This window comes from Kribbella pratensis (genome assembly GCF_004365355.1).
GTDB lineage: Bacteria > Actinomycetota > Actinomycetes > Propionibacteriales > Kribbellaceae > Kribbella.
In genome coordinates this window covers 2253529-2277951 of the sequence record NZ_SODP01000001.1, presented here as the reverse complement: position 1 = coordinate 2277951, position 24423 = coordinate 2253529, and the positions used below count along the sequence as shown (strand labels likewise).

General features: G+C 68.7%; 27 protein-coding genes. 15 read left to right on the top strand and 12 right to left on the bottom strand.

Annotation, left to right across the window (positions count from 1 at the left end):
* Positions 1–23: 23 nt before the first annotated feature.
* Positions 24–884: a LysR family transcriptional regulator gene (locus EV653_RS10830; RefSeq protein ID WP_134100972.1), complete on the bottom strand. Its 861-nt coding sequence runs from the start codon at positions 882–884 to the stop codon at positions 24–26.
* 73 nt (positions 885–957) lie between these two features.
* Between EV653_RS10830 and EV653_RS10825 the strand changes: the two genes are divergently transcribed.
* Complete coding sequence (locus EV653_RS10825) at positions 958–2175, top strand: MFS transporter (protein WP_134100969.1); 1218 nt, start codon at positions 958–960, stop codon at positions 2173–2175.
* Positions 2135–2875, top strand: coding sequence for a GNAT family N-acetyltransferase (locus EV653_RS10820; protein ID WP_134100966.1), 741 nt, complete (start codon positions 2135–2137; stop codon positions 2873–2875). Before EV653_RS10825 ends, EV653_RS10820 begins: the two co-directional genes overlap by 41 nt.
* Here the strand turns inward: EV653_RS10820 and EV653_RS10815 are convergent.
* The 3 genes from EV653_RS10815 to EV653_RS10805 are packed head-to-tail and all read right to left on the bottom strand — an operon-like array spanning position 2872 to position 4938.
* Positions 2872–3690: an ABC transporter permease gene (locus EV653_RS10815; RefSeq protein ID WP_134100963.1), complete on the bottom strand. Its 819-nt coding sequence runs from the start codon at positions 3688–3690 to the stop codon at positions 2872–2874. The two genes, EV653_RS10820 and EV653_RS10815, sit on opposite strands and share 4 nt — an antisense overlap.
* Positions 3650–4477 carry an ABC transporter ATP-binding protein gene (locus EV653_RS10810; RefSeq protein ID WP_134100960.1) on the bottom strand — a complete coding sequence of 276 codons (828 nt, stop codon included), beginning with the start codon at positions 4475–4477 and terminating at the stop codon, positions 3650–3652. The genes EV653_RS10815 and EV653_RS10810 overlap by 41 nt, the downstream gene beginning before the upstream one ends.
* Positions 4474–4938: a MarR family winged helix-turn-helix transcriptional regulator gene (locus EV653_RS10805; protein WP_202871534.1), complete on the bottom strand. Its 465-nt coding sequence runs from the start codon at positions 4936–4938 to the stop codon at positions 4474–4476. Before EV653_RS10805 ends, EV653_RS10810 begins: the two co-directional genes overlap by 4 nt.
* 95 nt (positions 4939–5033) lie before the next feature.
* Between EV653_RS10805 and EV653_RS10800 the strand changes: the two genes are divergently transcribed.
* Positions 5034–5450: an ester cyclase gene (locus EV653_RS10800; RefSeq protein WP_134100955.1), complete on the top strand. Its 417-nt coding sequence runs from the start codon at positions 5034–5036 to the stop codon at positions 5448–5450.
* Between the two features lie 27 nt (positions 5451–5477).
* Positions 5478–6539 carry a LuxR C-terminal-related transcriptional regulator gene (locus EV653_RS10795; RefSeq protein WP_134100952.1) on the top strand — a complete coding sequence of 354 codons (1062 nt, stop codon included), beginning with the start codon at positions 5478–5480 and terminating at the stop codon, positions 6537–6539.
* Here the strand turns inward: EV653_RS10795 and EV653_RS10790 are convergent.
* Positions 6514–6699, bottom strand: a complete 186-nt coding sequence (locus EV653_RS10790) for a DUF5703 family protein (RefSeq protein WP_130448421.1) — start codon at positions 6697–6699, stop codon at positions 6514–6516. The genes EV653_RS10795 and EV653_RS10790 overlap by 26 nt on opposite strands.
* A 48-nt stretch (positions 6700–6747) precedes the next feature.
* Positions 6748–7689 carry an aldo/keto reductase gene (locus tag EV653_RS10785; protein WP_134100949.1) on the bottom strand — a complete coding sequence of 314 codons (942 nt, stop codon included), beginning with the start codon at positions 7687–7689 and terminating at the stop codon, positions 6748–6750.
* Positions 7690–7740: 51 nt separating this feature from the next.
* On the opposite strand from EV653_RS10785, the gene EV653_RS10780 reads away from it, so the two are divergent.
* Positions 7741–8793, top strand: a complete 1053-nt coding sequence (locus EV653_RS10780; protein WP_134100947.1) for an LLM class F420-dependent oxidoreductase — start codon at positions 7741–7743, stop codon at positions 8791–8793.
* Positions 8793–9620 carry an undecaprenyl-diphosphate phosphatase gene (locus EV653_RS10775; protein ID WP_134100944.1) on the top strand — a complete coding sequence of 276 codons (828 nt, stop codon included), beginning with the start codon at positions 8793–8795 and terminating at the stop codon, positions 9618–9620. Before EV653_RS10780 ends, EV653_RS10775 begins: the two co-directional genes overlap by 1 nt.
* On the opposite strand, the gene corA is transcribed toward EV653_RS10775, so the two are convergent.
* Complete coding sequence (gene corA, locus EV653_RS10770) at positions 9617–10588, bottom strand: magnesium/cobalt transporter CorA (RefSeq protein ID WP_134100941.1); 972 nt, start codon at positions 10586–10588, stop codon at positions 9617–9619. The two genes, EV653_RS10775 and corA, sit on opposite strands and share 4 nt — an antisense overlap.
* Before the next feature lie 48 nt (positions 10589–10636).
* Here corA and EV653_RS10765 point away from each other — a divergent pair, with 48 nt between their 5' ends.
* From EV653_RS10765 to EV653_RS10755, 3 genes are read left to right on the top strand one after another with little or no spacing between them, the layout of a single operon-like run.
* Positions 10637–11344, top strand: coding sequence for a histidine phosphatase family protein (locus EV653_RS10765; RefSeq protein ID WP_134100938.1), 708 nt, complete (start codon positions 10637–10639; stop codon positions 11342–11344).
* Between the two features lie 12 nt (positions 11345–11356).
* Positions 11357–11932 (top strand): DUF3090 family protein, encoded by a 576-nt coding sequence (locus EV653_RS10760; RefSeq protein WP_134100935.1) that lies wholly within the window; start codon positions 11357–11359, stop codon positions 11930–11932.
* Entirely contained in the window at positions 11932–12723 is a 792-nt protein-coding gene (locus tag EV653_RS10755) for an SCO1664 family protein (RefSeq protein WP_134100931.1), read from the top strand. Before EV653_RS10760 ends, EV653_RS10755 begins: the two co-directional genes overlap by 1 nt.
* Before the next feature lie 32 nt (positions 12724–12755).
* On the opposite strand, the gene EV653_RS10750 is transcribed toward EV653_RS10755, so the two are convergent.
* A complete protein-coding gene (locus EV653_RS10750; RefSeq protein ID WP_134100928.1) occupies positions 12756–13454 on the bottom strand; it encodes a DUF6882 domain-containing protein in 699 nt (232 codons plus the stop codon).
* A 101-nt stretch (positions 13455–13555) separates the two neighbouring features.
* On the opposite strand from EV653_RS10750, the gene mshC reads away from it, so the two are divergent.
* Positions 13556–14776, top strand: coding sequence for a cysteine--1-D-myo-inosityl 2-amino-2-deoxy-alpha-D-glucopyranoside ligase (gene mshC / locus EV653_RS10745; RefSeq protein ID WP_134100925.1), 1221 nt, complete (start codon positions 13556–13558; stop codon positions 14774–14776).
* Positions 14777–14929: 153 nt separating this feature from the next.
* Here mshC and EV653_RS10740 read toward each other — a convergent pair whose 3' ends face one another.
* From EV653_RS10740 to EV653_RS10730, 3 genes are all read right to left on the bottom strand, one after another.
* The gene (locus EV653_RS10740) at positions 14930–15823 is read right to left on the bottom strand and encodes a hypothetical protein (RefSeq protein ID WP_134100923.1); all 894 of its coding nucleotides are present in this window, start codon (positions 15821–15823) and stop codon (positions 14930–14932) included.
* A 10-nt stretch (positions 15824–15833) separates the two neighbouring features.
* Positions 15834–16604: a L,D-transpeptidase gene (locus tag EV653_RS10735; RefSeq protein ID WP_134100920.1), complete on the bottom strand. Its 771-nt coding sequence runs from the start codon at positions 16602–16604 to the stop codon at positions 15834–15836.
* A gap of 99 nt (positions 16605–16703) precedes the next feature.
* Positions 16704–17546 carry a polysaccharide deacetylase family protein gene (locus EV653_RS10730; protein WP_134100918.1) on the bottom strand — a complete coding sequence of 281 codons (843 nt, stop codon included), beginning with the start codon at positions 17544–17546 and terminating at the stop codon, positions 16704–16706.
* 52 nt (positions 17547–17598) lie between these two features.
* Between EV653_RS10730 and EV653_RS10725 the strand changes: the two genes are divergently transcribed.
* Positions 17599–17967 carry a MerR family transcriptional regulator gene (locus EV653_RS10725; RefSeq protein ID WP_134100915.1) on the top strand — a complete coding sequence of 123 codons (369 nt, stop codon included), beginning with the start codon at positions 17599–17601 and terminating at the stop codon, positions 17965–17967.
* A 3-nt stretch (positions 17968–17970) separates the two neighbouring features.
* Here the strand turns inward: EV653_RS10725 and EV653_RS10720 are convergent, their stop codons facing one another.
* Complete coding sequence (locus EV653_RS10720) at positions 17971–18819, bottom strand: PAC2 family protein (RefSeq protein WP_134100912.1); 849 nt, start codon at positions 18817–18819, stop codon at positions 17971–17973.
* A gap of 193 nt (positions 18820–19012) precedes the next feature.
* Here EV653_RS10720 and EV653_RS10715 point away from each other — a divergent pair, with 193 nt between their 5' ends.
* From EV653_RS10715 to EV653_RS10700, 4 genes are all read left to right on the top strand, one after another.
* Positions 19013–19666: an HAD family hydrolase gene (locus EV653_RS10715; protein ID WP_238159673.1), complete on the top strand. Its 654-nt coding sequence runs from the start codon at positions 19013–19015 to the stop codon at positions 19664–19666.
* A gap of 66 nt (positions 19667–19732) precedes the next feature.
* Positions 19733–21295, top strand: coding sequence for an ABC transporter substrate-binding protein (locus EV653_RS10710; RefSeq protein WP_238159672.1), 1563 nt, complete (start codon positions 19733–19735; stop codon positions 21293–21295).
* Between the two features lie 276 nt (positions 21296–21571).
* Entirely contained in the window at positions 21572–22564 is a 993-nt protein-coding gene (locus EV653_RS10705; protein WP_134100909.1) for an ABC transporter permease, read from the top strand.
* 55 nt (positions 22565–22619) lie between these two features.
* The gene (locus tag EV653_RS10700; RefSeq protein WP_134100907.1) at positions 22620–24398 is read left to right on the top strand and encodes an ABC transporter substrate-binding protein; all 1779 of its coding nucleotides are present in this window, start codon (positions 22620–22622) and stop codon (positions 24396–24398) included.
* The last annotated feature ends 25 nt before the right edge of the window (positions 24399–24423 follow it).

The following is a 24423-nucleotide window of genomic DNA, read 5'->3' as shown; positions in this document are numbered from 1 at the left end:
CCCGGCGGCCGACTCACCGGTGTTCACGACAAGTTCAACGTGGCGCGAAGTTGGGGGAGGTGTCGGATCAGGGGGCGTGGCGGGTTGGGAGTGGTGACGACGGAGAGGGTGAGCCGGTAGGCGAAGGGGGAGGCGGCGAGGTGTTCGCCGGGGCGGAGCTCGGTGGCGAGGGCGCTGCGCGGGACGAGGGCCAGGTGCGAGCGGCGGCGGGCGATGGCGACGGTCGTGCTGAGCGTGACGCCGCGGCGCGGGACGGCCCCGAGGGCGGCGAGTCGGGTCTGGATCTCCTCGGCGCCGCGGTCGTAGGTGGAGAACACGATCGGGCGATCCTTCAGTGGCTGGCGACCACGGCCCGGTGGACGGGCGCCCGGTGGGACGAACAGGACGAGGTCGTCGCGGCCGACGCGACGGGACGTGGTGCCGCGGGGGAGGGTCATCTGGTCGGCGATCGCGATGAAGGCGGCGTCCATGGTGCCTTCGGCGACACGTTCGACCAGGAAGTGGCCGTGGTCGACCTGTTGCTGGATCTCGAGGTCGGGCAGATCGGCGTCCAGGACCGGGAACAGGATCGGCGCGAGACTCGCGAAGGTGCCGATCACGAGTTGCTGCCCCACCGCGGCCGCGCGCGTGGCGTCGTACACCTCCTCGAGGTGGCGGAGGATGTGGTCGGCCCGGCGACTCAGCTCGGCGCCGGCCGGGGTGGGGCGGGCGCCGCGGGTGTCGCGTTCGAAGAGCTTGGTGCCGCAGAGGCGTTCCAGACGGGCCAGGCGTTGTGATGCCGAGGGCTGCGAGATGCGGAGCTCGCGCGCGGCGGTGCCGACCGCGCCGGTGCGCGTGACGGCTTGGACGAGCCGCAGGTCCTCGACGGAGGGTAATGAGGCCATAGGTTGAGCCTATGGCAAGCAGTCAAGACTCGGCGGGTACCTGCGCAGTAGTGAAAGGCCAAGAATTGAAGGCGTGAGAGCGAAGTTCGAGGCGCTGGCACTGCTGGCCGGGAGTGGTACGGCGGACTTCGCGATGCGGATTACGCAGGTTGCTCTGCCGCTGGTGATCCTGCGCGAAACGGGGTCGGTGGGCGCAACCGGACTGGTCGGCGGCGCGGCCGGACTGCCGGTGCTGTTGTCGCCCTGGTGGGCGCGGAAGGCGCGGCAGCGGGTGGACTCCGGGCCGCGGCTGGCCCTGGTCGCGCTGGTGACGGCGATGGCGTTGGCCTCGGTCCCGGCTGCCGCGGGACTCGGCCTACTGACGCCGGAGTTGCTGGTACTGAGCGGTCTCCTGCTGGGCTGCGGTACTGCGCTGTCAGACCCGGGCCGGTCCGCATTGCTGGCTGACACGGGGGATCGGTGGGGCGCGGATCGCGCGGTCCTGTTGCTCACGTGGCAGGACGGCCTGCGCCGTGTCGGCATGCTGATCGGACCAACGGTCGGTGCGCTGGCGGTGTCGGCCGGGTTCACGAACCGGCTGCTGTGGATCGAAGCGGTGGCTGTCGTCGGCGCCGGACTGCTTGCCTGCACGGTGCCTGCACGGCGCACGGCCGGGCACGCGGTCGGTCAGGGCGAGCTGCCGTCCATTCGAGGCAGCCTCAAGGGCCGGCCGGAAGTCCGGTACGGCTGGCTGATCCGCAGCACAGGATGCGTGACCTGGTTCGCCTTCACGTTGGGGCTGTCGGTGCTGGGGGAACAACGCGGGCGGCCCGGGGTGTACCTGGCCGCGGGCATGACGGGGTACGGCGTGGGCTCGCTGATCGGAACCGCGATCTCGCTGGCCGTCGTACGCCGGATCCCGCCAGTGGTTTGCGCCGCGGTCGCCTGGTCCTGGAGCGGACTGTGCTGGATCGCGATGGGATTGTGTCCGACGCCGGCGGTGGTCGCGGGCGCGGGCGCGTTCTCGGGTGTGACGGTGGTGGTCGGGATTACGGCCATCTCGGTCATCATCACGAGGTCATCGTCCGGCGCAGAGCGGCGTACGTTGCTGGGGGGCCAGGCTGTGGTCGTCAGCGCGAGCAGTTCGGCGGGGCTGCTGGTCGGCGGACCGATCATCGCAGCGGCCGGTGCGCAGGTGACGCTGGTCGGCGCCGGGACGATCACGGCTTTAATCGCTGGACTCGTCCTGCTTCGGTGTCAGACTGCACTACATGCCAGGGATCGTGATCACCACGTTGGCCGAGCGTCCTGAGTACCTCCAGCGGATGTACGAGTTCGCCGACGCGTGGCCGAAGTTCATGTTCAACGACCCCATCGGCAACGCGCTGATGGGCCAGGTGGCGGCGAACTTCCCCGACCAGTGCCTGTTCGCGACGGAGGACGGCGAGCCGGTCGCGCACGGCCGGAGCATCCCGTTCGTCTACCCGGACGAGGACCGTCCGGAGCTGCCGGCCGACGGCTGGGACCGGGTCCTGCAGTGGGGCTTCGCCGACCTCCGTCACGGGCGCGAGCCGAACGTGTCGAGCGCTCTGGAGATCCTGATCCGTCCGTCGCATCAGGGTCGTGGGCTGTCCCACGCGATGCTCGACGCGATGCGCCAAGCCGTGAAGGCGAAAGGCCACACCACCCTCTACGCCCCGGTCCGCCCGAACGGCAAGACCGATGCACACCAGCCGATGACGGAGTACGCCGAGGAAACCAGGCCGGACGGTCTACCAACCGATCCCTGGTTGCGCGTCCACGTCAAAGCCGGCGGCACGATCGTCCAGGTCGCCCCACGCTCGATGGTCATCGCGGGCACCCTCGACGAGTGGCGCAGGTGGACCGGCCTGCCGTTCGACACGACCGGCGACGTCGTCGTACCCAAGGCGTTGGTCCCCGTCCACGTGGACATCCGTCACAACCACGCCGTGTACGTCGAACCCAACGTCTGGGTCCGGCACGACCTCTAACGCGCGAGACGACTGAGGAGCGCCGACGCCGCGCAGATGCCTGCGATCGCGGCGACGATCAGGACGGCGAAGTCGAGCCAGTAGTTGGTGGGTTGGCCGATCAGTAGGCCGCGCAGAGCGCTCACCTCGTAGGTCAGCGGGTTCGCATGGCTCAGCACCTTGAGCCAGGCCGGCATGATCGCGATCGGATACAGCGCGCTCGACGCGAAGAACAGCGGCATCGTGATCGCCTGCCCGATCCCCATCAGGCGGTCGCGGCGCAGGACGAGACCGGCGATGGTCATCGACAGGCACGAGAAGAACGCCGCGCCGAGTACGACGACCACGAGAACCGCGAGCAGCTTCAGCGGGTTCCACGTCATGCTGACGCCGAGCAGCGCGGCGACGATGATGACCACGATCGCCTGCGAGATCGTCCGGACGCCGGCCGCGAACGCCTTGCCCGCGACCAGAGCAGAGCGCGGGCTGGGCGTGACGAGCAGCTTGGTCAGGATGCCCGCGTCGCGCTCCCAGATGATCTGGATGCCGTAGAAGATCGCGACGAACAGCGCCGACTGCGCGATGATGCCCGGCGCGAGATAGTCGAGGTACGGCACGTTGCCGGTCGGGATGGCCCGGATCCGGCTGAACGTCTGGCCGAAGATCACCAGCCAGAGGATCGGCTGGATCGCGCGCGTGACCAGCTCGGTCCGGTCGTGCCGCAGCTTCTGCAGCTCGACCAGGCAGAACGTGCCGATCCTGGACAACAGCCGGAGCGCCGCTCGCGGCCGCGAATCAACCCATGCGCTGGGCGGTGCGGCGGGTGCCACGGACATCGCGCAGGCCTCCCTTCTCCGAAGCCGCGAGGCTTTCGCCGGTGTGGTGGCGGAACACGTCCTCGAGGCTCGCCTCGGGACCGAGCTCGGCCTTCAGATCAGTCGGTGTGCCGAGGGCCCGCAGCCGGCCCAGATGCATCAGCGCCACCCGGTCGCAGAGGATGTCGGCCTCCTCCATGTAGTGCGTGGTCAGCAGCACGGTCATCCCGTACCGCTGCTGCATGTCCTGCACACGCGCCCACACCGAGTCCCGCGCGACCGGGTCCAGGCCGACCGTCGGCTCGTCGAGGACGAGCAGCGCGGGCCGATTCACCAGCGCCTGCGCGAGCTCGAGGCGACGTACCATCCCGCCGGAGTACGTCGACGCGAGCCGGTCCGCTGCATCCGTCAGGTCGACGATCTCGAGTACTTCGGCCACGCGGGCCGCCCGTTCACGCCGCGGTACGTCGAACAGCCGCGCGAACCACGACACGTTCTCCCGGCCGGTGAGCGCGCCCTCGATCGACAACTGCTGTGGGACATAGCCGAGCATCCGGCGTACCGACATGGCATCCCGGCGCACATCGAGGCCGAAGACGCGGACCGTGCCCGACTGCGGCGGATAGAGCGTATTGAGCACCCGGAGGGTGGTGGTCTTGCCTGCGCCGTTCGGGCCGAGCAGACCGAAGCACTCACCGGGGGAGACGGTCAGGTCGAGGCTGTCGACCGCGAGATGGTCGCCGAACCGATGACTGAGCCCGATGATCTCGGCAGCCGGCGCCGACTGCGTTGCGGGTTCCGCATTCATACACTCTCCTTGACGTCCCGCTCGGATGGGGTGAGTCGTTCGGCGAGTACGCCGAGAGCCGGTAAAGCGGCGCGCAACGCGTCCCGGTCCGCGGGACGGAGTTCGTCGAGGGCTTCGTTGACGAGGGCGGCGCGGCGGTCGCGCCAGGCCTCGACCTGTTCGCGGGCCGGCTCGGTCAGGGTCAGGCGGGCGATTCTGCGGTCGCTCTCGTCCGGTGCCCGTAGCAGCATGCCGCGCTCGGTGAGCTGGCCGACCAGGGTCGACACGGTGTTCGCGACGAGACCGAGCTCGGCGGCGGCCTCGGCGACGGAGATGCCTGGGTTGCGCCGCACGAGCCGGACCAGCTCCGCCTGCGAACCCGTCAGTGTGCTGAGCGCCAACGGACGCCCGGCCGATCGACGGAGGCGACGGCGCACCAGCCCGATCGCAGCCAGCAGGTCCTCGGCGAGTGTCTCGGTCACGTCTTCGAGATTACCTCTGTCGCAGAGATATTTCACCGGCAGAACCCCAACTAATCGGGGTACAGCCGGGATCCGGACCCGCGCACGATCGAGTCATGAGCACAACAGACAGCAACAAAACCGTCGTCAAGGACTTCATCGACGGACTGTTCACCAAAGGGGACCTCGGCGCCGTGGACACGCACCTGGCCGAGGACTTCATCAACCACGACCCGCCGTTCGGCGTCACGCCGGACCGCGAGGGCATGCGGGACGCCGGAAGCATGATGCGGGCCGCGTTCCCGGACTGGCACAGCGACCTGCACGCGCTGATCGCGGAGGGCGATCTCGTCGTCGAGCGGTTCACGGCCGGTGGGACGCAGCGCGGTGAGGTGATGGGCGTGCCGCCGACCGGCAAGACCGTAAGCCTGCCGGGGATCAACATCTGGCGACTCCGGGACGGCCTGATCGTCGAACGCTGGGGGCGGCTCGACGACCTCGGGTTCCGCGAGCAACTCGGCGTAGCATCCTGACCATGGGGGCGGGGCGGGGTGGGGGCGATGGATCGCCTTGAGGTGCTGATCCAGCGCTGTTACGCGGGGCTGGACGCCGATGAGTTGCGCTCCGAGGTGCTCGCGCGGCTGAGGGGTGTGCTGACGGTCGACGCGGCGTTCTTCGCGACGGTGGATCCGGCGACGGTGCTGTTCACGTCGGTGACGGTCGACGAGCCGCTCGATGCGGTCACCGAGCAGTTCATCGCGAACGAGTTCGGGCAGGACGATGTGAACAAGTTCGCCGTACTGGCCGGCGGCCGCGATCCGGTGCGGTCGCTGGGCCAGGCGACGAAGGGCGACTGGGCGAGCAGTCCGCGGTACGCCGAGGTGATGCGCCCGCTCGGTCTCGGCGACGAACTCCGCGCCGCCCTGACGTCGAACGGCCGCTGCTGGGGCGTCCTCTGCCTCCACCGGGAGAACGCGGAGTCAGGCTTCGCCGCCCAAGAGATCCAGCTCGTACGACGACTGGCGCCACACCTGGGCGAGGGCCTGCGCCTCGGACTCCGACCCACCGCCTTCGAGGCGCGAGAGCTCGAGCCCGGGCCGCCAGACCATACCGTATGGTATGCCAGCGCGCCGCGAGTCGGGCCGGGCGTGGTGGTGCTGGACACCCGGCTCCGGATGCAGTCGTCGAGCGCCGAGGCGGGCTACTGGCTCGCGGAGCTCGGCTCGGCCGACGAGCTGCCCGTTGCCGTCCGGTCGGTGGCCGCGCGGATGCAGTTCGATCAGGCGACCGCGAGGCTGAAGGTCAGGACGCGTGCCGGCGACTGGTTACAGCTTCAGGCGTCGAAGCTCGGTGACAACGGGCAGATCGTCGTCGTGATGGAGCCGGTGACACCGGCTCAGCTGGGGTCGTTGTTGCTGGATCTGCATGGACTCACGCCGGCTCAGCAGCGGGTCACGGAGCTCTTGTTGCGCGGCTACTCGACGCGGCAGGTCGTCGAGCGGTTGTGCCTGTCACCGCACACCGTGCAGGAGCACGTGCGGGCGTCGTTCGACAAGGTCGGCGTCGGGAGCCGACGCGAGCTGGTGAGTGCGTTGCTCAGAGGGTCCGCATCACGCGGATGATGCGGCGGCGGAGCCAGACGCGGCGGGTGCCGTCGGGATAGCGACGAAGACGGGCAAGCTCCCACCCGCCGTACTCCGCGTGCTCGGTGAGCAACCTGCGCACCGCACCGCGGGACTCCGTCCTGGACACCTCGAACTGCTGCAGCTCGTATTCGGCCATCCGCACCTCCCTGCCACCTTCAACAACACAGCTGTAACAACAAAGGCCTCACGAAACATCCTCCAACGCCGCCGCGATCGCGGGCGGCAGGGTGAGTTCCTCCACTCCGAGCACCGACTTCAATTGCAGCGCAGTCCGGGCTCCGACGATGGCCGCCGACACGCCGGGCCGGTCCCGCACCCAGGTCAGTGCGACCTCGAGCGGGGTCCAGCCGAGCCCGTCCGCTGCCCGGGCAACCGCTTCCACGATGCCTGAAGCGCGCGCGTCGAGGTAGGGGTCGACGAATCTGGACAGATGTTGAGACGCCGCGCGGGAGTCCGCCGGGATGCCCGTGCGGTACTTCCCGGTCAGCACGCCGCGCCCCAGCGGGGACCACGCCAGGACCCCGATCCCGAGCCCGGCGGCGGCCCGCAGCGCGTCCAACTCGGCGTCCCGGGCGAGCAGCGAGTACTCCACCTGGTTGGACACCGGGACCGCGCGGCCCGGCCAGGCCTGCTGCCAGGTGACGGCTCGGGCGGACTTCCAGCCCGCGTAGTTCGAGATGCCGACATACCGCACCTTGCCGGAGTTGACTGCGTGATCCAGCGCCGAGAGCGTCTCCTCCAACGGCACGTCGTCGGACCAGGTGTGCAGCTGCCAGAGGTCGATGTGGTCGACGTTCATCCGGCGCAGCGAGCCCTCGAGGTCGCGCAGCAGGGCGCCGCGGGACGTGTCGGTGATCCGCTCGCCCCGGCGGACGCTGAACCCGGCCTTGGTCGCGATCACCAGGTCGTCGCGGTCCACCACGTCGCCGAGCAGCGACCCGATCAGCAGCTCGCTGTCACCGTCGCCGTACGCCGCGGCGGTGTCGATCAGCGTCCCGCCCGCGGACACGAACGCCGCCAGCTGCTCGCGCGCCTCGTGCTCGTCGGTGTCCCGGCCCCACGACATCGTGCCCAGGCCGAGCCGGCTCACCGCCAGTCCACTGTGACCGAGATAGCGCTGCTGCATGAGCCGAGCCTATTGCGGGCCACCGACAACCTCTCGCTAGGCTCGCCAGTCATGCGACTCGGACTCAACATCGGCTTCGTGTACGGCGGCGACGATCACCTGGACCACCTGAGGCTGGTGAAGGAGGCCGAGGCCCTCGGTTTCGCGGTCACCTGGGCAGCAGAGGCGTACGGCTCGGACGCCGCGACCCTGCTCAGCTGGATCGCCGCCCAGACCGCGACGATCGACGTCGGCGCGGCCGTTTTCCAGATCCCGGCCCGGACGCCGGCCATGACCGCGATGACCGCGGCCACCTTGGACCGGTTGTCGAACGGCCGGTTCCGGCTGGGTCTCGGCGTGTCCGGGCCGCAGGTCTCGGAGGGGTGGCACGGCGTCCGCTTCTCTCAGCCTCTGCTCAGGACCCGTGAGTACGTTGACATCGTGAACGCGGCCCTCCGGCGTGAGACCGTCGCGTACGAGGGGAAGCATTTCACGCTGCCGCTGCCCGACGGACCGGGCAAGGCGCTGAAACTGACGGTGCGGCCGATCCGCGACCATGTGCCGGTGTACCTTGCGGCGGTCGGTCCGAAGAACCTCGAGCTGGCCGGCGAGATCGCCGACGGCTGGCTCGGCATCCTGAACGATCCTGCCTATCTGGGAGAGCAGTTGACGCACATCAAGGCGGGCCGCGCGGCCTGTCAGAAAGACCTCGACGGCTTCGACGTCGTGGTCACCACGCCGCTCATGACGGGCGACGACCTGCAGGTCGCGGCCGACCCGGTCCGTGGGTACGCCGCGCTGTACATCGGCGGCATGGGCAGCCGGGAGAAGAACTTCTACAACGCGCTCGCGGTCCGGATGGGGTACGCCGAGGAGGCCAAGCAGATCCAGGACCTGTACCTGGACAAGAAGCACCGCGAGGCGATGGCCGCCGTACCGTTCGGGTTCCTGGACTCGATCTCGCTGCTCGGTTCCAAGGAGCGGATGGCCGACAAGCTCACGGCGTACGCCGAGGCCGGGGCGACGACTGTCGCGCTGACGCCGTTCGCGTCGACGGTCGAGCAGCGGATCGCCGACCTGCACACCGCCGCGGAGGCGCTCGAGCTGGCCGGGGTCGCCGGCTGATGACGATCTGGGACTCCATCATCCTCGGCATCGTCGAGGGCCTGACCGAATTCCTCCCGGTCTCCAGCACCGGGCACCTGACCATCGTGTCGAAGATGCTCGGGCTGAAGATCGACGACCCGTCGATCACCGGCTTCACCGCGGTGATCCAGGTCGGCGCGATCGTCGCGGTCGTCCTGTACTTCTGGAAGGACATCGCCCGGATCGCGGTCGCCTGGGTGCGTGGCCTGGCCAACCCCGAATACCGCGGCGAGTTCGATCACCGCATGGGCTGGTACGTCATCGTCGGCTCGGTCCCGATCGTGATCGTCGGCTTCCTCGCCCGCGACCTGATCTCGGGTCCGCTCCGCAGCTTGTGGTGGGTCGCCGGCGCGCTGATCGGCTGGGCGTTCGTGATGGTCGCCGCCGAACGCATCGGCACCAAGGAACGGCCCTTGACCCGCATCACGCTGGTCGATGCGCTCGTCATGGGCCTGGTCCAATGCCTGGCGCTGATCCCCGGCATCTCCCGCTCGGGCGCCACGATCTCCGCGGGTCTGTTCCGCGGCCTGGACCGGGTAGCCGCGACGAGAATCTCGTTCCTGCTGGGCATTCCGGCGCTCGTCGGGGCCGGCGTCTACGAGTTGAAGGACGCCCTCCACGGCGACGTCGGCGCAGTACCTGTGCTCGTCGGCACGGTCGTCAGCTTCGTGGTCGCCTACGCGTCGATCGCCTGGCTCCTGCGCTTCGTCGTCAAGCACACCATCGAGGTCTTCGCCTTCTACCGGGTCCTACTGGGCATCGTCCTGATCATCCTGCTGGCAACCAGCACGATCACCGCTACCTAGAGCCAGCCGACCTTGCGGAAGAAGGCGTACATGGTGGAACAGACGACGGCCATCAGCAGCAGTACGGCGTAGTACCCGAAGTGCCATCGGAGCTCCGGCATGTTGTCGAAGTTCATGCCGTAGATCCCCGCCAGCATCGTGGGGACTGCGGCGATGGCAACCCAGGCAGAGATTTTCCGCATGTCGTCGTTCTGCTGGACCGACACCCGCGCGAGGTGTGCGTTGAGCGCCGACTGGAGCAGGACGTCGATCGACTCGGTCTGCTCCGACACGCGGGTGAGATGGTCGGCGACATCGCGGAAGAACGGGCTCGCCTTCGGGCCGAGGCCGGCGACGCCGTGCGCGAACTCCTCCATCGGCTCGCGCAGCGGATCGATCGCCCGCCGCATCTCCAGCACCTCGCGCTTGAGCCCGTAGATCCGCTCCGCGTCGCTGGTCCGCTCGGGCGAGAACACCGAGCTCTCGATCTCGTCGACGTCGATCTCGACCTGTTCGGCCACGGTCTCGTACTGGTCCACGATCGCGTCGCAGATCGCCCACAGGACGGCGGCCGGACCGTGCCCGAGCATCGAGGCGCGCTCCTCCAACTGGTGCCGCGTGGTGGCGAGCTCACCGCCTTCCCCGTGCCGCACCGTCACGACGTACCGCTGCCCGATGAACGCGGTCACCTGCCCGGTCTCGACCGCGTCGCCTTCGTCGACGTACCAGAGGGTCCGCAGTACGACGAGGATCATGTCGCCGAACCGCTCGACCTTCGGCCGCTGGTGGATCTGCAGCGCGTCCTCGACCGCGAGGTCGTGCAAGTCGAACAGGCGCTGGACCCGCTTCATCTCGGCGTCCGACGGGTCGTGCAGCCCGATCCATCCGAACGATGCGTGGTCGTCGTCGATGGCCCGGGCAACGGTCTCGGGGTCCTTGGGCAGATCCCGCCGTTCCCCCTCGGCGTACACCCCGCAGTCCACGATCACGCCCCCATCATGGCATCACGACTTGCCCGACCGGATAACGTGCACCCCATGCCCACGGTGATTCTGGTCCGCCACGGTCGTAGCGCCGCGAACACATCCGGCACACTCGCTGGTCGCACGCCCGGCGTGAAGCTGGACGAGACCGGCGTCAAGCAGGCCGAGGCGGTGGCGCAGCGCCTGGCCGAACTGCCGCTGGCTGCGATCGTCACCTCGCCCCTCGAACGCTGCCGGCAGACCGCCGCGGCGATCGCCAAGGCCCACGCCGAGCACCACCCCGCGTTGCGTCCGGCAACCGATCGGCGGCTGACCGAGTGCGGGTACGGCGACTGGACCGGGAAGAAGATCGCGACCCTGGCGAAGGACCCGCTGTGGACCGTCGTCCAGCAGCACCCGTCCGCGGTCACGTTCCCGAACGGCGAGTCGATGCGGGCGATGCAGCAGCGCGCGGTCGACGCGGTCCGGGCGCACGACGCGGAGCTGGCCAAGAGCCACGGCAACAACGCGATCTGGGTCGCGGTCTCGCACGGCGACGTGATCAAGGCGATCGTGGCCGATGCGCTCGGCCAGCATCTGGACACGTTTCAGCGGATCGTCGTGGACACCGCGTCGACCACGATCATCACCTACACCGCGACCCGCCCGTTCCTGGTCCGCCTGAACGACTCCGGCAGCGAGCTAGCGTCCCTGGTCCCTAAGCCGACAGCGAAAGGCAAGCCCAAGAAGCAGTCCTCGGACGCGGTAGTCGGCGGACGGTAATAGGGTCTAGATATGGCGCGAGTTGTACATACCTACGACGACCCCGAGCGGTTCGTCGCCGGCACCGTGGGGGAGCCCGGTGCGAGGACGTTCTTCCTGCAGGCCAGGGCCGGGCAACGGCTGACGTCGGTCGCGTGCGAGAAGGAACAGGTGATGGCGCTCGCGGAGCGGCTCGACGTGATGCTGGACGAGGTCGCCCGGCGCTTCGACCGCGATCCGGTGACGCAGACCGCGGCCGACGACACCGCGCCGCTGGAGCAGCCGATCGAGGAGGAGTTCCGGGCCGGCACGATGACGCTGGCCTGGGAGGCCGACGCCGAGCGCGTGGTGATCGAGGTGTTCGCGGTGGTCACGGGCGAGCAGGCCGACCTCGAGGAGACCGATCCGGTCACGGCCGCGATGGAGTCCGACGACGCCGAGGTGTTCATCGTCCGGATCACCGAGGAGCAGGCCAGGGCGTTCGCCCGGCGCGCGGTCGCGCTGGTCGCGTCCGGTCGCCCGAGCTGCCCGTTCTGCGGCCGGCCGATCGACGCGGACGGGCACATCTGCCCGCGGGCCAACGGATACCGTCGGCACCTGCCGGAATGATGACCGATCCCGACCTGCTCGCCCATGGGGAGCTGTCACTGCACGGCCGCCTCGTCGCGGCTTCGAATGGTACCTACCAGGGCTCGGTCAGCCTCGACGGCGAGACCGCGACCGTGGTCTACAAGCCGGTCGAGGGTGAGCGGCCGCTGTGGGACTTCCCCGACGGCACGCTGGCACAGCGCGAGTTCGCGGCGTACGTCGTCTCCGAGGCGCTCGGCTGGTCGGTCGTGCCGCCGACGCTGTTGCGGGACGGGCCGCTCGGCGAGGGCATGGTGCAGCTGTGGATCGACGAGGCCGAGCTCGGGCCGGGGGAGACCGAGCTGGTCGACATCGTTCCGCAAGGTCGCGTGCCGAAGGGCTGGGTCGGCGTACTCGAAGCGCTCGACGGCCGCCACAACCCGGTCACGCTCGTGCACGCGGACAACGATGCGCTGAAGCGGATGGCCGTGTTCGATGCCGTGGTCAACAATGCCGACCGCAAGGGCGGCCACGTGCTGAACCCGGGCGACGGCCGGGTGTTCGGCGTGGACCACGGCGTCACGTTCAACGCCGACGACAAGCTCCGCACGGTCCTGTGGGGATGGGCCGGCGACCCCATCCCGGCCGGCCTGCTGGACGACGTACGCCGGTTGGCCGATCAGCTCGCTGGTGGCTTCGGGCAACAATTGTGCGAGCTGATCACCACGGTCGAGCTGACCGCGACCCGCGAGCGCTGCGCGACGCTGCTGAAGACCGGCACCTTCCCGTATCCGAGCGACGACTGGCCCGCGATTCCCTGGCCGGCGTTCTAGGCCTGCCAGGCGTTCCAGGCCTTCTGGGCCTTCTAGGTCTTCGGTTCGACGTTCACGGTGCCGAGGCGGCCGAGCTCGTCGAAGGTCGCGAGCACGACGCTGCCGTTCGGCGCCGTGCCGCGGATCGCGTCGGACCGCTCCTCGTACGGCAGGCCGAAATGCTGGAAGTACCCGCGGACGACCTGACGGGGGTCGGACGGGAACACGCTGACGGCCGTCATCAGCAGCCGCGGTGTGGCGATGGCATCGAACCCGGCCAGCGGCAGCTGCTCGTCGGCGACGTGCAGGTACACCTGCCCGCGACCCTCGTTGATCGCTGTCGACCAAACCCCACGACCACCCAGTACGGCGCCTGCCGCGATGGCCAGCGTGATCGCCGCCTGCGCCGGCTCCGGGAAGCCGCTCAGGTCCGGACTGTCGGTCGTGAACTCCGAGATCCCGTGCTGCGCCCCGAACTCGCGAACCGTCACCGTCGGCGCCACCGCCACAGCGTCCGCTCCGAAGCCCGGGTTCGCCCAACCCCACAGCCAGGTCTGATCCAGCTCGGAGAAGCTCCCGAGCAGCGACACCCCACCGAGTACGCCGCGCTCGCCGGTCAGGGTGCGGGCGTCGAGGTCGGCCTGCAGCGGGTCGGATCCGACCGCCTCGTTGAACAGATCCTGCTGCTGGATCGCGGCGGCGGCGATCCAGCCGCCGAACGCCTGGAACTCGGGACTGAAGTCAGCGCTCATCGCCCGCGACGTTAGCGGCACCAGGGGGCAAGCCGCCGGCGGGACCACAGATTGGAACCGTGTCGCGTCATTGAAAATCGGACTGGCATAAGCTCCGACACATGCAGGCGTGGACGAAACCAGACATCCCGGTCGTACCCGGGCCGGCCCGGCGGCTGCGCCTCTACGACACCGCCTCCCGCGGCCTGGTCGAGGTGCCGCCGGTCGACAGCACGACCGCCCGGATGTATGTGTGCGGCATCACGCCGTACGACGCGACGCACATGGGCCACGCGGCGACGTACGTCACGTTCGACCTGATCAACCGGATGTGGCGGGACAGCGGATACGACGTCCACTACACGCAGAACATCACCGATGTCGACGATCCGCTGCTCGAGCGGGCGACGGCGACCGGCGTCGAGTGGACCGACCTGGCCGCGCAGGAGATCCAGTTGTTCCGCGACGACATGACCGCGTTGCGGGTGATCCCGCCACAGCACTACATCGGCGTCGTCGAGTCAATCGACCTGGTCTCCGACGCGGTCGAGGACCTGCGCCGGGCCGGGGCCGTGTACTCGGTCGGCGGCGATCTGTACTTCGCGGTGAAGACCGACCCGCTGTTCGGCGGCGTGTCGAACTACGACCGCGAGACGATGCGCGAGCTGTTCGCGGAGCGCGGCGGCGACCCGGATCGCGAGGGCAAGCAGGACCCCCTGGACAGCCTGCTCTGGCGGCACGAGCGGCCGGGGGAGCCCGCGTGGGACTCGGAGCTCGGACGCGGCCGGCCGGGGTGGCACGTGGAGTGCTCGGCGATCGCGCTGAAGTACCTCGGGATGACGTTCGACGTCCAGGGCGGCGGGACGGACCTGATCTTCCCGCACCACGAGATGTCGGCCAGCGGTGCTCAGGTCGCGACCGGGAAGCACCCGTTCGCGCGGGCCTACGTGCACCAGGCGATGGTCGGGCTCGACGGCGAGAAGATGTCGAAGTCCAAGGGCAATCTGGTCCTGGTGTCGAAGGAGCGCCTCGCGGGTGCGGACCCGATGGCCATCCGGCTGGCGCTGCTCACGCATCACTACCGCACGGACTGGTTCTGGATGCCGACCGATCTGACGTCGGCGCAGGAGCGCCTGGACGTGTGGCGTGGTGCGGTGGGCCGCGGGTCCGGGCCTGACGGCGCGGCGGCGGTCGATGCCCTGCGGGCGGCGCTCACGAACGATCTGGACACAGTCGCCGCGCTGGCTGCCGTGGACGCCTGGGCGGAGAGCGAAGGCGACGACCACGAGGCTCCCGCCCTCGTCGCCCTAGCCGTAGACGCCCTCCTCGGCGTCAAGCTCTAGCCCGCGCCGCCGGCCCTCATTTGCCTGGCTGACCCACGAATTTGCCTGGCTGACCCATGCAATCCGGGGTTCTACACCCTGGCTACGGGTGAGGAACCCCTCACTAGGTGGGTCTGCCAGGCAAATGCGGGTGTGTGCGGGGCGGGCGGGGGGTCAGCCGGTGACGGGCTGGTGGGTTTTGACGGGGGTGGGGACAGGGGCCGCGGGGACGTGGTCGAGCGGCGGGGCGGGGACAACCGGCTGAGTCGGCTTCGGGGTGGGCTTGGGCTTCGGGGCCGGCTTCGCACAGGTGGCGGAGGCCAGGTTGATGACCTCGGCGCCGCCGCCGAGGTTGATGGTCAGGCCGGTGATCGTGAACGACCCGTCCGAGTGCTTGCCCTGGCTGTTGACGCTGATCGCTGCCAGCGGGTTGGACGGCAAGGACGCGCCCTGCTTGGTGCTCGGCAGCTTCAGGGTCTGACCGAGCAGCGTCACCGTGCCGAGGTCGACGCCGCCGGAATCACCCGAGCAGTAGACGTTCAGCGAGTCGATGGCGAGCAGCGACGTCGGCGGGTTGAGCAGCAGGTTGCACAGGTCGGGGAGGTTCTTGACCGGCAGGTCCTTGGTGCTCAGCTTCGGCAGCGGCAGGCCCAGGTCGGGCAGCGCGATGTCCGGGAGCGGCAGGTCCTCCGCGCCGGTCTTCGGCAGGCTCGCGCACTGCTGCTTCAGCTCCGGCGGGATCTGTACCTGGCTGAGGATGTCCGGGCCGACCACGATGTCGAACAGCTCGACCGAGGCGGAGTCGTTGCCCGCGGTCGCCGTACCGGCCCGGACCGAGAGCAGCGGGTTCTTCGGGAGCTCCAGCGCGGAGGTCGTCTGCCGCTTCCCGTCGAGCGATTCGGCGTACGGCGTCTTGGCGATCGGCACCTGGCCTTCCGCGCTCACGGCGTACGCCGACGACGGCCGGGCCGCGGCGTTGCCGGCCGGCGCACTGGCGACCAGGCTGAACGTCACGACCCCCGCCACGGCCGCAGCCGTCAGCAGCGTCGGAGTGAGGGGGCGTCGCATCGGAATCTCCTTATTTGCTGTCGATCAGGACGAGCGTCCCGAGCGGGACCTTCTGCAGGTCGGCGAGGGCGGTCTTCGGCACCCGGACGCAGCCGGCGCTGATCGCCGCGCCGAACACGTGCGGATTCGGCCAGCCGTGGATCGCGACCGTACCAGGTCCGCCACCGAACGTGTCCAAGGTGGGACTGTGTGCACCCAGCGGGAGCACGATCGGCGACGCCGACCGCTTGTGGTCGATGATCGAGCCGAGCAGGAACGTCCGGCCGGGCGGCGTCGGCGTCTTCTTCGCGCCGACCCCGGCCTTCCAGGTGCCCAGGCTCTTGTTCTTGTCGAAGAGCTCGATGGTCCGCGAGCTGGTGTGCACGCGGATCAGGTACGACGAGGAGGCGCGGTCGAGGTCCTCGTCCTGGAGCCAGCCGGTGGACCGGTTCGGCTTGGAGGGGAGCAGCACGCGCACCCAGCCGTCGGTCTGCTCGACCACCGGCAACCAGGTCGGGCCGAACTGGGTCGGACCGATCTTGCCGAACGCATCGGCGTCCGGAGCGGTGAACAGCGCCGCCTCGGAGCGTGGGTGGACGACCAGACCGCCGGTCCCGGTGAACGGCTGCGTGTCGAGCGGCGCGGTAGGGATCGTGGTGGCGGTCGTCGACGCCGTCAGCGTGGTGAGGTCGACGGTGACGTGCTTCGTCTTGTTACCGAAGATGCCGACCGCGGCGACGATGCCGAGCAGCACGAGCACCGCGAGGGCAGGGATCGAAGTACCTCCCCGCTCGTTCCGCATCTCGTTACTCCCCGTGCTCCCGGTGACGGCGCGCCGTCACCCCCCAGTTGTCCGGACGAGAATAAACCCATTAGTAACAACGCGCCATGCCCGGCCGGGTTACGTCGTCGCGTAGTGCGCGGCGATGTCGTCACTCGTGGTCAACCAGACGTCGCTCTGCGCGGCAATGTACTCCAGGGCGAGGTTCAGGTACTTCGCGCGGAACGGCTGCCCGATCACGAACGGATGCAGCGCGAGCGCCATCACCCGCCCGCCCTCTTCGCGGAGTACGTCGTACTGGTCCTTCACCATCTGGAGGAAGTCAGGGCCGGACAGGCCGCGGAGGAACAGGCCGAGGTCGTTGAGCTCGAGGGTGTACGGGACGCTGAGCATTTCGGGCACGTTGAGGCGGTACGGCTGATCGTCGTTGGTCCAGTCGAGGACGTACTGGTACCCGAGCTCGGCGAGCAGCTCCGGGGTGTTGTGGGTCTCGGTCAGCGCCGGCCCCATCCAGCCCTTCGGCCGCCTGCCGGTGGCGGTCTCGATGGTGGTGGTGATGTCGGTCAGGATGCGGCGTTCCTCGTCGGGCACGTAGCCGGTGTGCAGGATCGAGTTGGTCTGACCGTGCGCGAGCCAGGCCCAGTCGCGTTCGGTGCCGGCCTTGATGATCTGCGGGTTGTGCTCGGCAACCATCGAGTTGACCAGAGCGCTCGCCCGGACGCCGTGCCGGTCGAGGATGTCGATGATGCGCCAGATACCGACGCGGGCGCCGTACTCGCGCCAGCCGTGGTTGAGTGCATCGGGTTTGACGTCGATCGGCCAGATGCTGGTGGAGGGTTCGTCGGGCAGGAAGTGCTCGATGTTGAGGCCGACGTAGAAGGCCACGCGCTTGCCGCCGGGCCAGTCGAGGGCGGGTCGTTCGGTGATCGGGCTGTAGTTGTAAAGGGAGTCGTAGAGCGTCATGCCGGGACGGTAAAGTCTGACATCAGTGTCAGGTTCAAGTCCTGGAGGCAGCGTGCGGATCGGGGAGCTGGCGGAGCGGGCAGGCGTCAGCGTGCGCTCGCTGCGGTACTACGAAGCGCAGGGCCTGCTCGTCTCGCAGCGAACGGCCGGCGGCCAGCGTGAGTACGCCGAACGCGCCGTCGACCGCGTGATCCTGATCCAGGAGCTGTTCGCCGCCGGGCTGCACAGCAAGAAGATCGCCGAGCTGCTGCCCTGCATGCGCGACCCGGACGGCGGCCCGAACGAGCGGGCCACGCCCGAGCTCGTCACCGAGCTGACCGCCGAGCGGGACCGCATCGACCAGATGATCGCGGACCTCACCACCTCCCGCGCCGTGCTCGACGACGTCATCACCACTGCGACGCGGGAGATGCCGGCTTAGGCCCTAGTCGCTCGGATGGTTCTTGTTGCGGCGCCTGAGGTAGCGCTCGAACTCCGCCGCGATCGCCTCGCCGGTGGCTTCGGGCAGGTCGGCGGTGTCGCGCTGCTCCTCGAGCGACTGGACGTACTCCGCGACCTCGGGGTCCTCCTCGCTGAGCTCGTCGGCGCCGCGCTGCCAGGCCCGGGCCAGCTCGGGCAGCTCGCCCTCGGGGATGGCCAGATCCAGCAGCGCCTCGATCTTGCCGAGCAACGCGAGCGAGGCCTTCGGGCACGGCGTGCCGGCGATGTAGTGCGGGATCGCGGACCAGATCGAGACCGACGGGACGCCGAGCGTGGTGCACAGGTCGGCGAAGACACCGGTGATACCGGTCGGGCCTTCGTACGTCGAGGCCTCCAGGCTCCACGACGCGGTGAGCTCCGGGTCGGACGAGGTGGCGGACACCGGGATCGGCCGGGTGTGCGGCGAGTCGGCGAGCAGCGCGCCGAGCACGACGACGATCTGCGCGTTTGACTCGTCGACGATCTCCAGCAGCTCGCGGGAGAACGCACGCCAGCGCATGTTCGGCTCGATGCCGCGGATCAGCAGCACGTCGCGGCCGGTGTCGTCAGGGCGCGCCAGATAGATCCGGGTCGTCGGCCAGGACAACCGCCGTACGCCGTCCTCGTCGAGGCCCACCTGGGGGCGGTTCACCTGGAAGTCGTAGTAGTCCTCGGGGTCGATCGCCGTGACGAGCTCCGCGTCCCACTCGTCGACGAGATGGTCGACCGCTCCGGTGGCCGCCTCGGCCGCGTCGTTCCAGCCCTCGAACGCGGCGATCACGACCGGGTCCCTCAGGTTCGCGAGGTCAACCACTCGCAGGCCCCCTGTCGTCTCTGTAGGCAATCCGGCGGGAAACCGGACTGCCAGCCTACGTGTTCCGGCGAACCCGTGTGCCCGGTTTCACGCGCAGCGGAACGTGTCGGTGAGACCCGAAACGCCCGGGCCTGGCGCGACCAGGGAGAATGGACCCGATCTGATCTGAGCGAACGACGTAGAGGAGCGGTAGTTGCCGGCCCTGCAAGCGGTGCTGTGGGACATGGACGGGACGTTGGTCGACTCCGAGAAGGTCTGGGCGGAGGTGCAGCTCGAGCTGCTGGCCGGGCTGGGCGCGACCTGGACGATCGAGGACTGCATGTCCTTGATCGGCAGCGACCTGCGCGATGCCGTCGAGGTCTGGATGGCGCGCATCCCCGCGGGCGTGATCACCGCCGAGGAGCTGGCCGACCGGATGTTCTCCGAGGTGATCGTGGCGCTCCGCAAGGAGGTCACGTTCCAGCCCGGCGCGCTCGAGCTGCTGCAGGCGCTGCGCAAGGAGGAGGTGCCGTGCGGGCTGGTCTCGGCGTCGTACCGGCAGATGATCGACGCCGTTCTCCTGCACCTGCCGCCGGAGCCCTTCGACGTGATCGTCGCCGGTGACGAGGTGACCCTCGGCAAGCCGAACCCCGAGCCGTACCTGACCGCCGCCGCCAAGCTCGGCGTCGACCCGGCCAACTGCGTGGTGATCGAGGACTCGATGACCGGCACCCAGGCCGGGACGGCGGCCGGCGCGTACGTGGTCGCCGTGCCGCAGTGGATCGCGATCCCCGACGCACCCCGCCGCCTCGTGGTGAAGTCGCTCGAACCGCTCACCCCGGAGTCCCTGCGCTCCCTGCTCCATTGACCAGCTACCGTCACTTGGTGCCCTCGGGGGCGTTGTGTGGGGTAACGGGCTGGGGAAGGTGAGACGGTGAGTGAGTGGGTGCGCCGGATGTCGGCGGCCGTGGCTGTGGGTGCCCTGGGGGTGTCCCTGGCTGCCTGCGGTCAGCCGGACGACAATGCGCCGCACCCCGGGGAGACGTCGCCGAAGCCGGCGCTGCTGCGCGTGGCGACCACCGACTCGATCTCCTCGCTCGACCCGGCCGGCCCGTATGACGTCGGCTCCCGCACCGTCCAGGCGAACCTGTACCAGACGCTGCTGACGATCATGCCCGACAAGCCGACCCCGGTGCCGGACGCGGCGGACTGCCAGTTCGACTCGCCGACGACCTATACGTGCAGCCTCAAGGAGCACCTGACCTTCCCGAACGGGCACGAGTTGACCTCGTCGGACGTGAAGTTCAGCTTCGACCGGATGATGCGGCTGAAGACGCCTGGGGGAGCGGCACACCTGTTCTCATCGGTGAAGTCCGTGAGCACTCCAGACGACCTGACCGCGGTGTTCAACCTCACCAACCCCGACGCGCGCCTGCCGTACCTGCTGACCACGACTGCCGCGTCGATCGTCGACGAGCAGTCGTACCCGGCGAACAAGCTGCTCGATGCGAAGGCGGTCGGCAGCGGGCCGTACCAACTGGCGTCGTACAAGCCCGCGGAGGTCACGCTCGCCAAGTTCGCCGGGTACAAGGGTCCGCGGGCCGCCCAGAACGACGGCGTCACGATCAGCCGGCTGAAGGACTCGACCGCGCTGTACCAGGCCGTCACCTCCGGCGAGGCGGACGTCGCGTTCCACGGATTCGGTCCGAGCCTGCTGGACAAACTGCGCAAGTCCGACCAGGTGCAGGTGGTCGAGACCAACTCCGCCGAGATCCGGTTCTTCGCCTTCCAGATGAAGTCGCTGCTGGCCCGCAAGCCGGCCATCCGGCAGGCGGTCGCCCAGCTGATCGACCGCCCGGCGATCGCGAAGAAGGCGTACGGCGACCACGTGTCGCCGCTGTACTCCGTGGTGCCGCCCGGGTTCGGCGGCCAGACGGACGCGTTCAAGAAGGAGTACACGCAGCCGAGCAGGACGGCGGCCGCGGCCATCCTCAAGGCCGCGAACATCGCCGCGCCTGTCCCGCTGACGGTCGGCTGGACGCCGACTCAGTTCGGCACCGGCGCGAAGGCCGAAGTACTCGAGCTGAAGCGTCAGCTGGAGGCGTCGGGGTTGTTCCGGGTCACCCTGCGGAGCGCGGAGTGGCCGCAGTACCAGCTGGCCGCGAAGGCCGGGGCGTACGACATGTACCAGTTCGGCTGGACCCCGGAGTTTCCGGACGCCGACGACTACCTCGCGCCCTTCGTGACCGACGTACCGTTCCAGAACGGGTACCGCTCGGCCGCGGCCACGAAGCTGCTGCAGCAGCAACGGACCGAGCAGAACGGGCTGAAGCGCGACGAGCTCATCGGTCAGCTACAGACCGTGATCGCGCGAGAGGTCCCGGTGATCCCGAGCTGGCAGGGCAGACTCGCCGTGGTCGCCCACAACGACATCGAGAACGTCCAGCCGGCCATCGATCCGCTGTCGTTCGTCTACTTCTCCGGCATGCGGCGCTGAAACCCGGCGAATATCGCCTTGATCACGGCCCTGATCTCGGAACTGACACAAAAATGCCATGGCAGTAACGGTTCGCGAGGCCGCGGCGACCGTGGGTGCGAGAGCGTGGTTTACTGCGGAACGTCCACGATACGGGACGATTTCCTGACGATCACGATCGGGCAACGCAGCACTTTCCGCGTTTGACTCCGCGCTGTAATGGCGGCAGGTTAAGGCCGCAGCCCTACGGGATTTCGTTCCTGTTCAAAAACCGAACCAGTCAGGGGGACCTATCGCGTGAGTGCGCCACTCGAGGTCGAGCCCGGAGCATCGTCGGCCCAGCCTGACGCCATCCTCGAGGGCGTCGGCAAGATCGAGGGCAGGTCGCTGTGGCAGATCTCCTGGATGCGGCTGAAGCGCGACAAGGTCGCGATCGGCGGCGGGGTCGTCGTGGTGCTCCTGATCCTGGTCGCGATCTTCGCGCCGTTGCTGTGCAAGCTCGTCGGTGTCACCCCGAACGACTTCCACCAGGATCTGGTCGATCCGTCGCGGCAGGTGCCACTCGGCCGGTTCGGGGGCATCAGCTGGGACCATCCACTCGGCGTCGAGCCGCTCAACGGCCGCGACATCTTCGCCCGGATCGTCTACGGAGCCCGGATCTCGCTGCTGATCGCCTTCCTGGCGACGCTGCTGTCGGTGGTGATCGGCGTCGTGATGGGCATCGTCGCCGGATACTTCGGCGGCTGGATCGACTCCTTGATCAGCCGGCTGATGGACATCTTCCTGGCGTTCCCGCTGGTGCTGTTCGCGCTGGCGCTGGTCGGTGCGGTGCCGGACACGCTGCTCGGCCTGACCGGCGACGCGCTGCGGGTGGGGCTGATCGTGTTCATCATCGGCTTCTTCAGCTGGCCGTACATCGGCCGGATCATCCGTGGTCAGACGCTGTCGCTGCGTGAGCGCGAGTTCGTCGACGCGGCCCGCAGCCTCGGCGCGCGCCGCCCGTACATCCTGTTCACCGAGCTGCTCCCGAACCTGATCGCCCCGATCCTGGTCTACGCGACGCTGCTGATCCCGACCAACGTGCTGTTCGAGGCGGGCCTGTCCTACCTCGGCGTCGGCGTCCGTCCGCCGACAGCCAGCTGGGGAGACATGCTGTCGATCGCGGCGAAGTGGTACGCCGTCGACCCGTGGTACATGATCTCGCCGGGTCTGGCCATCTTCATCACCGTGCTGGCGTTCAACCTGTTCGGCGACGGGCTGCGCGACGCGCTAGACCCGCGGTCGCGCTAGGACTTCTCTCCAACCAGGGAGCCTGGCTCTCACGAAAAAAGGGGTGCAACAACAGATGAGATGGAATCGCATCACGACGGTTACCGCCGTCAGTGCGGCCGTCGCCCTCAGCCTGGTGGCTTGCGGGGGACCCAAGGCGACGCCCGGCGGGGGGTCCAGCGGTGGGAGTTCCGCGAAGGCCGAGTTCAACGCGGCCGTCGGGAAGAACTTCAACCCGAGCGACAAGAAGGGTGGCACGCTGCGGATGGCGATCACCGAGCAGTGGGACTCCACTGACCCCGGTGACACCTACTACGGCCTGTCCTGGAACCTGGTCCGCAACTACGTCCGTCCGCTGATGACGTTCAAGGCTGTCCCGGGTGCCGAGGGCGCGAAGCCGGTCCCGGACCTGGCCGAGGCTCCTGGTGTGCCCAGCGACAACGCGAAGACCTGGACGTACAAGCTCCGCAAGGGCGTGAAGTTCGAGGACGGCACGCCGGTCACGTCCAAGGACGTGAAGTACGCCGTCGCGCGGTCGCTCGACAAGGCCACGCTGCCGAACGGCCCGACGTACTTCAACGACTTCCTGCTGGACGTCCCGAAGGGCTACAGCGTCTACAAGGACAAGACGCTGGCCGGTGTCGCGAAGGCGATCGAGACGCCCGACGACCAGACCATCGTGTTCCACCTGAACAAGCCGTTCGCCAGCTTCGACTACTTCGCGCAGCTGCCGTCGACGGCTCCGGTGCCGCAGGCCAAGGACACCGGCGCGAAGTACAAGGAACACCCGATCGCGACGGGCCCGTACAAGTTCGGCACCTACGACTCGAACAAGGGCTTCGACCTGGTCCGCAACGACCAGTACGACCCGGCCACCGACCCGGACTCGGGCCGCAAGGCGCTGCCGGACAAGATCACCATCGCGTACAACGTCGACGGCACGGACATCGACAACCGGCTGCTGGCTGGTGACCTGGACGTCGACCTCGCCGGTACCGGCGTGCAGCCCGAGACCCAGGCGAAGATCCTCGCCGACCCGAACCTGAAGGCGCACGCCGACAACGTGCCGGCGCCGCGGCTGAACTGGACCGTGCTGAACAGCCAGGTCCCGCCGCTGGACAACGTGCACTGCCGCAAGGCGGTCCTGTACGCGGCCGACCACGAGGGCTACCAGCGCGCCTACGGCGGTCCGATCGGCGGCGACATCGCGACGAACCTGATGCCGCCGGGTGTCACCGGTGCGGAGAGCTTCGACGACTACGGCTTCCTGACCGACAAGAACGGCAACGTCGACAAGGCCAAGGACGAGCTGAAGCAGTGCGGCCAGCCCAACGGCTTCGCGATCAACATCACCTACCGCACCGACCGGGCCAAGGAGAAGGCGGTCGCCGAGACGCTGCAGCAGTCGCTGAAGCGGGTCGGCATCAACCTGACCACCAAGCCGTACCCGACCGGTGACTACACCAAGCTGTACGCCGGCAAGCCGGACTTCGCGAAGGCGAACCGCCTCGGCCTGATCGTCTACAGCTGGGGTGCCGACTGGAACGACGGCTTCGGCTTCCTGAGCCAGATCGTCGACAGCCGGGTCATCCGGGACACCGGTGGTAACACCAACCTGGGTATCCGCATCCCCGAGGTCGACAAGCTGATCGACCAGGCGATGTCCACCACCGACGAGACCGCGCGTAACAAGCTGTGGGTCGACGTCGACAAGAAGGTCATGGAGCAGGCGGCGGCGCTGCCGGGCATCTGGGCCAAGGGCCTGCTGTACCGTCCGGACACGCTGGCCAACGTCTTCAGCAACGACGGTCAGAACATGTACGACTACGCGGCCATCGGGCTCGCGCAGAAGTAGTTGCTCTGAACAACCATCATTTCGC